We start from the raw sequence: 10,466 nt of genomic DNA on the forward strand, positions 1-10,466 counted from the left end.
AGTTTCTATGCCAATTCCTTTTTCAAACTCTTTGCTGACTTTACAGGCACATTCTCGATGTGGTGATTCCAATAAGAGAATCCTCCTGTTCCGTTCCATGAACTATCGATTGCTAAGTGTGCCTCAAAATTGGCCAAAAAAGAACCAATTGCAGGAGGAGGAACAGATTGAACATATTGTCCGCTTAGGCTAACTACCTGAGTAATTTTACCGAATCCGGTTGCATATATTCTACCTTTAACATGAACAACGATATGACTATCAGGACCTGGAATGGCCTGTGTAATCACTACTGTACCCGAAACAGAATGTTGTGACGGTACAACAACTAAACTAAATGATGCAATTGGAGCACCTGGTGTTCCTACATTCCCGATTGTGCCTTTTGCTAAATAGGCACCTGCTAATAAATCTGCCATAATCTTTTAATTTAAATTTTTCTTACTCGTGGGGCTTTTCAGATACCGCCTCGTTTTTTATAGTGGGTTCTGCTCCACTTTTTATCATTGGATCAAGTTTCTCCTTATTCAGATACCGGCTCGTTTTCCAGAGTGGGTTCTGTCCCACTTTCTATTACGGGTTCAAGTTTTTCTTTTTTTGGAGAACTAACACTTATCTGCACGTTTACCTGTCCTATATTATCTGTCAGACCTGCACCGTAAATACCTTTTAAATCGTCATTAATGCATAATTCTAATTTTCCAACTGATCCCGGTGGCGTGTTTGCTCCCAGTCCGATTAAGAAAACAGCATCTCCAATTTTACCTACCAGTGCTCCCTCGTTTGCCCCTGGAAGCGCATAACCGGGTTTAGCACTAATAAAAGTTGGGTTTCCGGCCGAATTGTACAAATGACCGTTATTGATATTTGGATTCGCCGTCCATAGACCATCTTTGTATTTTATGGTAGCAACTCTACTAGGATTCAATCGAACACCTGTATCCAACCATGGATAAGAAGGATTAGGATTATCAGGAGTACTTGGATTCGGTTTTGCCTGAACGGTAAAATCAACTGGCGGAACCGCAAAATTGCAAGCCGGAATTGGCGTTGTAAACTCCTCATAATCAAAATAATCTGCCAAAGCAAGACTCGTTCCTAGACCTACACCTGACTGCGATTGCATAAAGGTTATTGGTCGGCTGCGTCTTCCGGTTCGATCGAAAGGGCTATACCAGGTCCATAAATAAGTAGAATCAGGATAATTATTTCCCGAAGGTGGAAAATGCACACCAACAACAGTGGCTGTATTACCCGGACAAAGCGCAGGATTTCTCACAATAGTGGCATGAATTTTTCCTTGTACCGCCGGAATCTGAACCCAGTTTGGCGGTTGCTGCGGGAATGGAAATTTTCCAAAACCAATCGCATTTGTGATTCTGTCTCCTAAATAATTAATTAAAAATCCTGCTCCACTATTAGGCGGAGGAGTCATTCCGGTAGGAGTTGGTCCGGTAAGAAGCGCTTGTTGCGCAGTAAATGGATTTGTGGGATTGTAGGTATATTTCATCAGTGTACTCTGACTTCTGTCTGATGAAACGCGATATTGCGAATTGTCTCTCCAATTGTATAAAACCCTCGTAGGAAGAGGATTGAATGCTTCATTGACCGGTGTCATGAAAACAGTCATCCCAAAATTAGTATTCCATGTAAATAGCTCATAGTTATCACGGTTTCCAAATGAAAAACCTTCTACAACCGGAAGTACCAAAGGTGAGTTTAAAGGATTGCTTGATAATTTCTCAAAAGTAGAGAAATAACTAAAGGAGAACATTTGAAATAAGGCCAGCTGATTAACATCTCCTAAACCCGGGCGTGCAACAGGTCCTTGTCCAAACATAAGACGCACCGGAAAATTGGTTTTATGGTCAAACCACATCCAGGTAGCAGGTGCAGGACTGCTGTTCCCTACCGGAATTTTCCACCAATCTACTTTTTGTGCTTTCATCCAGTTCAGATAACTGGTTCCGGAACATTTTGCTCTACTGCTTTCATTTCCAAACCAGTTTGTCGTTGGAATTCTCCAACCTACATTGATCGGTGTATAGCGGATTCCGTCGGTCGATACTTCTGTTTGAGTGGGCGTTACTCTGTACCACCATCTTCTGCCGGAAGCACCTACCAGCAAAGCGTTTAATCCAAGTCCTTCGGCATAATAAACCGTAGCGGTACAAATTTCAAAAAATGGGCTCTCTTTGTCGGCAGTAGTACTATTACTCTGCAAGGGGCTAAAAGGGTGAAGTACACAAGTACATTTCCAAAATTGTGGAAGTCTGGGCTGAGGCCCTGTAAAAGGCTCCAAAACCGGATATCTTGAATCTGGTATCGGATCCACGCATGTTTTCGAGGAAGAGGCTAAGTCTTTCATGGTAGTTTGCTTTTGGGGTTACTAATTCGGATTGTTTGGTATTATTTTGATGCTCAACGGATAATCTTATCGTTCTGATTTCCTTTAGAATAACTATACAAAACCAGCATTTTTAATTTTCCCGATTAAAATTACAATGCATAAGAAATCCTACATAAAAAAATGTCATGAGACTGGTTTTTTTATCCATAAAGCGAATAATCAATGGAATAGAATTCTTTTAAAAAGGGAATAAAAATTACAAACTTGCACAAAACCACTATCTCCGATCCAGTAGCACGGGTGTTTTAGTCGTATTGGGATCTATGTACAGATCTGCCGCCGTCACCAGCAAAACCTCAACATCCATAAAACCGTCTTCGTAGTTCAATAGTTTTTTCAATGCTGCACCTTTTTCCTCAACGAAAGCTTCTTTTTTATCTTCAGAAACATTTTGTACAATTAACATCTTTACAACATCCTTAAAATTTTTATTGGTTGACAATTGAATCTGAAAAGCGGTTGCTTCATTTGTAAGCGACAGAAATTTATCTAAGTCGTAATGCTGTTCACAAACTATAAAAGATTTTGCCTCTCTGGATTTTAATTCCAAAAAAGATTTTCCATCCAGTTCCACCCATCGGCCTATATCTCCGATGGCATATCGAAAAACCGGAAATCTTTTACGGAATGTATTCGTAACCGCTATTGTACCGTATCCATCCTCATCGGGATTTATGATTTCAACAATAATACCTTTAATAACGGAAAACAAGGATGGCGTTTTAGTACAATGTGACCAGGCCCAAATTCCGGTTTCGGCAGAGCCATACATGGAATATACTTCCTGAAAACCCAATACCTGCTGCAAAAACTTTTGTGTATTAGGTCGTAAAAACTCTCCTGCATAAAACAACTTCCCAATTTCTATTTGTCTGTTGTTCCTTTGTAAAAAATGAGCAAAGCAGATTAGTTTTGAAGGGGTTCCAAATATAAAATCAGGTTTGAAATGACGGGCTGCCTGTTCCATATCGGCATAACTGGCATGGGCACTTAATGCCAAAGTGGTTGCCTGACATTTTTCAAGAATATCATCCATAATAGCTGCCGTGCGATACATATCGGAATAACCAAAAATGTTCAGGGCAATTGTTTTAGGAGTAAAAAAATTATTTCGGGTGAGTTCGCCTGCCAATGCAAGACGCTGATTATGATTCTCCTGAATATCAACCGGAAAAACCAGTGGCTTTTGAGTGCTTCCGCCTGAGCGTACGAGATACACTCCTGTTTTTTCTTCCTCAAGTTTAAACTTTGTCTCTAAAATTGGCATTAACTCTTTTTTACTGAGTACAGGAGCTCCGGCAGCAAAATCATTTCCTTTGTAAAATTCAATATACAACGGATTTTGTTTGGCCAATTCAAAGTAATCCTGTAATTCAGAATGGTCTATTTTTGGAGGGATACAAACGGGATACATAAGGAGTCGTTTTAGGAGTTTCTTCTTTTTAAATAATAACTGTTCTTGACCAATAATGCGAAATGATTGAAAATAAACAGCCCTTTTTGCTGCCAGGAGGGCAATCGCTCCATGGCGTGTTCCAGCCATCGTTGCGAATACATTCCCATTAACTGCTGATCGTATCGATTGGAGCTTTTTCGATACCGCTTTATGATGATCGGGATTTCAATTGCTTTCCAATCTGTGGGACTAATTCTGGACAAACTTCCTTCCACTTCCCGTACTTCGATGCAGGCTTTATTTAGTAATCCAACTCTGGAGCGTTGAGGTAATTTTTTTAGGACACGGTACCATAAATCAATGCCTTCGCTTATCGAAACATCCCTTTCATAAAAAATATCTTCAAGATGTTTTTTTCGGATCACAACATTACTCCCGAAACCCATAATAAAATCAGGAGAACTAATCGTATGCAATGGATCCGGAATTAAAAATAGTTCCTCTGAAAAGGGAATCATTTCTTTTTCAAATGATTTAATATTCGGTAAGTAATGATTTGAGGGGAGGAGCAGAATGCCAAGTATCAGCACATCCAGATTCTCCTCCTCCATCATAGAACTACTATCGTGTAAACAAGTTGGTAAATAACAATCGTCTGCATCCAGAAAACTGATCAAATCTCCGGTTGCTAGCTCAATTCCAATATTTCTGGCATTACTCGGACCTTTATTCTCTTCCAGCTCGATGATCTGAACATCTGTCTGCAAAAATTGAGGGGAAAAAAAAGAAAGCGCGTCTTTTAGGTATACCAAACTCAGGTCTGAACTACAATCATCGACAATAATAAGCTCTGACACCTTTTTTTCCTGAAAAGCCAGAGAACGAATGGTATCATAAATGTAAGCTTCCTTATTATAAAGAGGTATCACAACGGTATGCTTCATATTTTGACTACTGTGCTATTGGATAAATCAAAGCTCTTCCCTGATGCACATTCACAACAGATTCATCTGATCCCCGAAACATACCGGATCCATAATTTTTATCGTCTTTACACAACAGCATTCCCACTAAATAAATCTGACGATTGTTTTCAGCATCGTCAAACTCTTTTTGATCTACAAAATGCTGAATCAGATAGCTGTTCCAGTTTTCTCTCACTATAGTATTCCAGTTTTCATCAGTGCAATCGCTTTTCACGTAGGCTCCAATTCCCCTTCCACCGCTGTTTAGTTTTAAAATCAGATTTTGCTTTGTATTTGTAAATTCATCACATTCAACAGGATCGGTAATAACAAAGCTTGGAATAAGGTACTCTTTCAAAAAATTGTACTCTTCCTTACTCAGGTAGTCCTGCATAATCCCGGCATCATACATAACAGCCAAAACTCTTTTGTCATGAATAAGGATTAAAGTTCGGATGTCATTGAAATAGCAATTCTCTTCAATTAACTTGTCTAATACATCGGGGCTAATTTTTTTTATTTCTTCCCGATCCATTTCGAGTATAAATTGTGAAACCGGTACTCCGTTGGCTTCTATTGAATCCTTTACAATCGCGAGTTCCTGAGGTTTTGCAGAAATTAATTCAATATTTAATTTTGCCAACTCTCTTTGTGCATTAAAAATATCGCTGCCTTTTTCATCATCATGAATAAGAGCTACTTTTTTATGAGGAGCAAACTGCTGAGACAGATCGTCGATAAGATTTTTTAAATCTGTACCTCCTGCAGCTATTTGATCTTTATATTCATTGGTTTGATTGTTGATCAGGTGTAAATAATAACTGATCATCCATCCATTTAACGGATAACGTGCTCCTATTTCACAAATTTTTGCCTGGCCATTACTATCATATAAAAAATCAGGGCGATAAAAACCCTGATTATAGCTTTGGCTATTACACTTCTTTAATAAAGCTTCAAGGTCATTCTCCAGTTGATAATAGTTCCGGATTCTGCTGTCTTCAAAATAATTCAAAACAATTGCTGTACAAGCTTTGTTTAAAATAGCGCACAGGCGATCCATCGGTTTGTTATACTCCGGAGACAGGACGACAGACGAATTAGCAAAAGCATCTCTGCCTAATATGTTGATATTCTGAAAATATTCAAAAAACAACTGATTCCATTTTTCCTGTTGATCGGCTTGGTTTTGCTGTAGTTTAATTTTTGACATATAAGATTGAAGTTTATTTTTTTGTAATAGATAATTAGATACGCCGATTTAAAAACTCAATTCTTCCACTTCCAAAAGATCCACCATCACGGCCGATTTTTTTGCTAAATAGTCGTTGACAATTGCTTCCAGATCATACGATTCAAGATCGATATTCATTGCCTTGGCGTAGTGAAAAATTGAACTAACAGCAAAAAAGAAGTGATTTTTCTCTGTTGGTCCACAGTGAACACTGATCCATGCTAATGTTTTATCGCACTCTTCTTCTGTGTAACCGTAAACATTAATCAACCAGGACTGGAATTTTGGCAAGATCAGTTCTACTTCTCCATGCGTATAAATTTCATGTATCAAAGTTGTCAGTAAAGCAATCATGATGTCTTTATTCCGTAATGAGTTCTGATCTTTCCATGTTTTAAAATCACAGGCACTTTGATTCAGATAACGTCGGGAAAGCCAGTCATCATCTGTACAGATTGTAGTGGCCATAGTATAAAACAGCTGCGAATGCAAAATTCTGCCCACCACTGCCAGATCTTCATCAACGATACGGTTTAAACTGGTGATCGATTGCAATAGTGCTTTTTCATCTGCAATAGGTTGATTTTTATGAACCAGCATGGTCATACGATTGCTGATTCCGGATACTGTCATTGCACTGTTATTCGTTTGGCTCCAGCTATGAAAGAAACGCTGTAAACGTTCTTTATCCTGAACTTTAGAGGTCAGCTGATTGAAACTTTTCTCAATTTTTGAAAATGCTTCCTCCTGATTTGGAAGGAATTTTAATAATTGGTCTTTTAAATGTGATTCTTCCATTCCTTCAAGAACCGGAAGAATAATTGAACTTAAACTTGCCATAACTGTTTTGATTTTAGGTTAATTAATGATTTTGATTTCTATGGTATGTTGGTGGTTTTTAATGAACCGATTAAGAGCGGTAGTATTTAATTTTCCGAAGCACATCAATATCTTTAAAGTGATATTGCTCTAACCAGTCGGCTTCATCGAAAAAGATGCAGCTGGACTCGGCAATGACAATAATGTTTTTATGGAGAGAGATGCGATAGAGTTTATCTAACAATTCAGCATATTGAAAATCGTAAAGAGGATTGTACAGATAAAAAACATTTCCATCTGAGATATCTGTTTTTAAAATATCCCCTGAAAATGCTGTAACATTCGTTAGCCCTTCTTTTTTGATTAAAGCAACACAAACTTTATTTCGCTCTTCAAGAATTTCGATTCCTTTAAACTGAACATCCGGATGTTTTACGGCGCCGTATAAAATGATATTTCCGTAACCGGAACCCAGATCATAAAATACCGTTTGTGGAGCCATTGGAAGCGGGTCAAAAAGAGCCTCTAAGAAACTGGAAGATCCGTATCGGTAAGAATTTAGTCCGTACTTAATCGTAATTTCCGACAGACTTAAACCCTCTTCAATATGATGCGAATACTGATCAATTTCTGATTGAATACTTCTTAATTGCTCCATACTATTTCATCATTAAGAATTCCAGTTTTTCCAGTGAGCGTTTTGCTTTTTCCATTTTAGCGGCATATTCATCATTTACCTCTTTCACGTTGCTGTTACAAAAACTGCAAACCTCTTCTTCTTCATAGACATAATTATCACAGCCATTGCATAACTTTAAGGCTTTAGGTATTCTCGGAACTCTTGCTGTCACATCAACAATAGGAACAGGAGTTTCACTATAAGGTGACTGTATTTCTACAATTACGCCATTTTCATCTTCCACGATAATTTCAAAAAGTCCCATATCGAAAGAGTCACCTGGTGCTTCCTGTATTTTTCTTATTCGTTCCTTAAGCCCTTTCTTTTTTAATTCTAAAGCACGATGATGGCAAAAAGGATTATTCCCTCTCTTACCAAACAATACATGACTTGTCCAGGTACAGCCCGCCAGACAAGAAGATTCATAATAACAGCCTTTACAACCGCCCCATAATTCTTCTTTATTTCTATATCTGGAAAAAACCATCTCTTCACTGTATTTCCAAATATCCTCCAGTGCCATATCTTTTACATTTCCTCCTGTATAGGCACTTGTTGGTAAGGAAGGACAGCCTTTGATTTTACCATCTGCTTCAATCCCTATTCCGGTATGCCCTGCTGAACATCCTGTGTAATATTTTTCATTGCCCTGTCTCCAAATGTGTTCATACGGTCCAAAATAACCTATGTTATTTCCTGCTTGTATTAGGATATTATGAGCTAAGGCTTTTCTGTAAATCACAATAAGCTCATCGTAAAAATCAATTAATTCATAAGGCTGAACGATCAGCTCATCTGCATTGTCTACGGCATTCCCCATAGCAACGGCAAGTTGTATCTGCCAGTTTTTTACGTTATTTTCAATCAAAACATCCAAAAGCTCATTCATCTCATTTTTACTTCTTTTTGTAATTACTGTATTTACGCTGGAAGTTATATGGTGCTTTTTAAGGAGTTCTAGGCAATTAACGGCATGTTCAAAAGAATCTCTTCTTCCTCTTATTTTATTATGGGTATCAGGCATTCCATCGATGGAAACCCCTATATTGTTTATTCCTGCTTTTTTTGCAGCAATGATTCTTTCTTCGTTTAAATTATAGGCACCGGACTGCATAGAGCATTCGATCCCGCTTTGATGTATTCTTTCGATAATCTCAATCCAGTCTTTTCTTAAAAAAGCTTCCCCACCAATAATCGAAATTTCTCTGGTACCAAGACGTTTAAGACTATCAATAACCCCAAAACATTGTTCTGTAGTTAATTCGCCCGGTCTTACTTTTCCGGCTCTCGATCCGCAATGCGAGCATTTCAAATTACAAGCCAGCGTAATTTCCCATACGACATGTACCGGAGTAGCCGTTGCATAATCATCCCTTACTCTGTATCTTGTTGAAGTCTTACTAGTATCCATCTTATATCAATTTTACTTATATTTTAGTTCAATGCTTTCTGGTATAATGCCGATGTAATATGAAAATAGCGCAATGCAATTGGACTATATTGAATACACAATCGGTATTAGTTTTGTTTATGGTTTGACAATTATTTAAAAGACGGTTTAAAAAGTAAAACTTGATAAACCGTCTTTTTTAGATTACCTTTTCTTTTTCAAGGTATCAATAGCATCAAGCAATTCTACTAATGCTACATGCAAATCTTTTTGTTCTCTTATGGTTTTCTTAGCTTGTTCCGCTACCGCAACCATTTTTTCTAAATCATTCGAGGCAATCGCCTCTCTGATTCCTACTCCGTAAAGTACTGTTGCCATACTATTTTGTTTTTGGATTATTCCTACTCTTTAGGTTTTTCAGATACCCCCTTGTTTTTCTGTACAAGTCAGCTTATTTCTTGTTCTTTAGAGAATCTATTGCGTCCAATAAGTCTAATAAAGCTACAGTCAGATCTCCATGATCTCTAATTGTTTGCTTTGCTTGCTTGGCAACAGCTTCCATCTTGGCCAGGTCATTAGAGGCAAGTGCTTCTCTAACTGCGACACCATAAGGCATGATTATTCCCATAGTTGTTGTTTTTTAGTTATTATTTGTTTTGTTTGAGGATTTATCCTTTTTCAGGAAAAAATTTCTACCGGAGAAACTTTCTGATTCCTTAATTACTATAACCAAACTGATGTAGGAAAAGTGCCGGTTCGTTTGGACTCAAGCAAGTCAAATTACCTAAAGTCACTGTTCTGCCTTCGTTATTTTTTCCGGTGATAATAATATTCTTCGCTCCAGCCGTTAATTTGCCTAAACGATTTCCGGTATTTACTTCGCTACCCATTTCATGAGGTGTTCCTGTTCTGGTAGCGATAACATTTCCGGTTCCATTTTCGATTAACACTCTCTGTCCTATTGCCGGTGCCGGAAATAACTGAGAAACTGTAATGTCAGTAAGTTCTCCCAGTGTGATATAAGGAGGTAAAGTTTCAGCATTAATAGTTTCAGATTCAGGCTTACCAAGCGTAATAGTTCTTCCAAACTCAGGTTGTGTTCCCGCATCTGTACAATACATCCACGGAGTAGTAAAAGGAGTCCCATCTTCAGTCTCTCCGCTTGCTATATATCTTTGGTGTACACCCAATTTTGGTTTTTCAGACAGGGTGTTCAAATCCAGGTTATAAAACACTGATTTAATAAGTGTTCCCACCGCGTAGGTACCAGTAGCTCCTTCAACTACAGGAAGAATAACGGGTCCAACTCCTCCTCCATGCCATTCTACATAAGGATACACATTTACATTTTTAACTTTTACAGGTATTGGTTGCATAATAATAGTTTTTGTCCTACTCATGAGGCTTTTCAGATCCGCCTTCGCTTTTAACTGTGCGAAACAGTCCGTTTTTTTTAAGTGGGTTCTGCTCCACTTTTTTCAATCTCAACTAATTAATAATTAACTAGTTACTTAGATAATTTTCTTTCATTAAATTTCTATATCAAAGCTATTTTAGATATGAAGATCTAATC

11 protein-coding genes are annotated in these 10,466 nt (G+C 37.9%); all 11 read right to left on the reverse strand.

Features of this window, described 5'->3' with window-relative positions; all coding sequences use genetic code 11:
• Nucleotides 1–5 precede the first annotated feature (5 nt).
• The 11 genes from JO950_RS14590 to JO950_RS14640 all read right to left on the reverse strand — a co-directional run bounded on the left by JO950_RS14590 (nt 6) and on the right by JO950_RS14640 (nt 10,269).
• A complete protein-coding gene (locus JO950_RS14590) occupies nt 6–419 on the reverse strand; it encodes a DUF1842 domain-containing protein (protein WP_202703318.1) in 414 nt (137 codons plus the stop codon).
• Between the two features lie 104 nt (nt 420–523).
• Nucleotides 524–2,368: a hypothetical protein gene (locus JO950_RS14595; protein WP_202703319.1), complete on the reverse strand. Its 1,845-nt coding sequence runs from the start codon at nt 2,366–2,368 to the stop codon at nt 524–526.
• Between the two features lie 259 nt (nt 2,369–2,627).
• Nucleotides 2,628–3,824 (reverse strand): hypothetical protein, encoded by a 1,197-nt coding sequence (locus tag JO950_RS14600; RefSeq protein WP_202703320.1) that lies wholly within the window; start codon nt 3,822–3,824, stop codon nt 2,628–2,630.
• Between the two features lie 11 nt (nt 3,825–3,835).
• Nucleotides 3,836–4,750, reverse strand: coding sequence for a glycosyltransferase family 2 protein (locus JO950_RS14605; RefSeq protein WP_202703321.1), 915 nt, complete (start codon nt 4,748–4,750; stop codon nt 3,836–3,838).
• A 7-nt stretch (nt 4,751–4,757) separates the two neighbouring features.
• On the reverse strand, nt 4,758–5,984 hold the full coding sequence (locus JO950_RS14610; RefSeq protein WP_202703322.1) for a hypothetical protein: 1,227 nt from the start codon (nt 5,982–5,984) through the stop codon (nt 4,758–4,760).
• Between the two features lie 48 nt (nt 5,985–6,032).
• On the reverse strand, nt 6,033–6,845 hold the full coding sequence (locus JO950_RS14615) for a hypothetical protein (RefSeq protein WP_202703323.1): 813 nt from the start codon (nt 6,843–6,845) through the stop codon (nt 6,033–6,035).
• A 70-nt stretch (nt 6,846–6,915) separates the two neighbouring features.
• Nucleotides 6,916–7,482 (reverse strand): hypothetical protein, encoded by a 567-nt coding sequence (locus tag JO950_RS14620; protein ID WP_202703324.1) that lies wholly within the window; start codon nt 7,480–7,482, stop codon nt 6,916–6,918.
• Between the two features lies 1 nt (nt 7,483).
• Entirely contained in the window at nt 7,484–8,914 is a 1,431-nt protein-coding gene (locus JO950_RS14625) for a radical SAM/SPASM domain-containing protein (RefSeq protein ID WP_202703325.1), read from the reverse strand.
• Nucleotides 8,915–9,097: 183 nt separating this feature from the next.
• Nucleotides 9,098–9,271, reverse strand: a complete 174-nt coding sequence (locus JO950_RS14630; protein WP_202703326.1) for a DUF1843 domain-containing protein — start codon at nt 9,269–9,271, stop codon at nt 9,098–9,100.
• A 73-nt stretch (nt 9,272–9,344) separates the two neighbouring features.
• On the reverse strand, nt 9,345–9,521 hold the full coding sequence (locus JO950_RS14635; RefSeq protein WP_017495081.1) for a DUF1843 domain-containing protein: 177 nt from the start codon (nt 9,519–9,521) through the stop codon (nt 9,345–9,347).
• An 88-nt stretch (nt 9,522–9,609) separates the two neighbouring features.
• A complete protein-coding gene (locus tag JO950_RS14640) occupies nt 9,610–10,269 on the reverse strand; it encodes a hypothetical protein (protein ID WP_202703327.1) in 660 nt (219 codons plus the stop codon).
• Nucleotides 10,270–10,466 lie beyond the last annotated feature (197 nt).

The sequence above is a fragment of the Flavobacterium sp. UGB4466 genome (genome assembly GCF_903469665.1).
Taxonomy (GTDB): Bacteria; Bacteroidota; Bacteroidia; order Flavobacteriales; family Flavobacteriaceae; genus Flavobacterium; species Flavobacterium lipolyticum.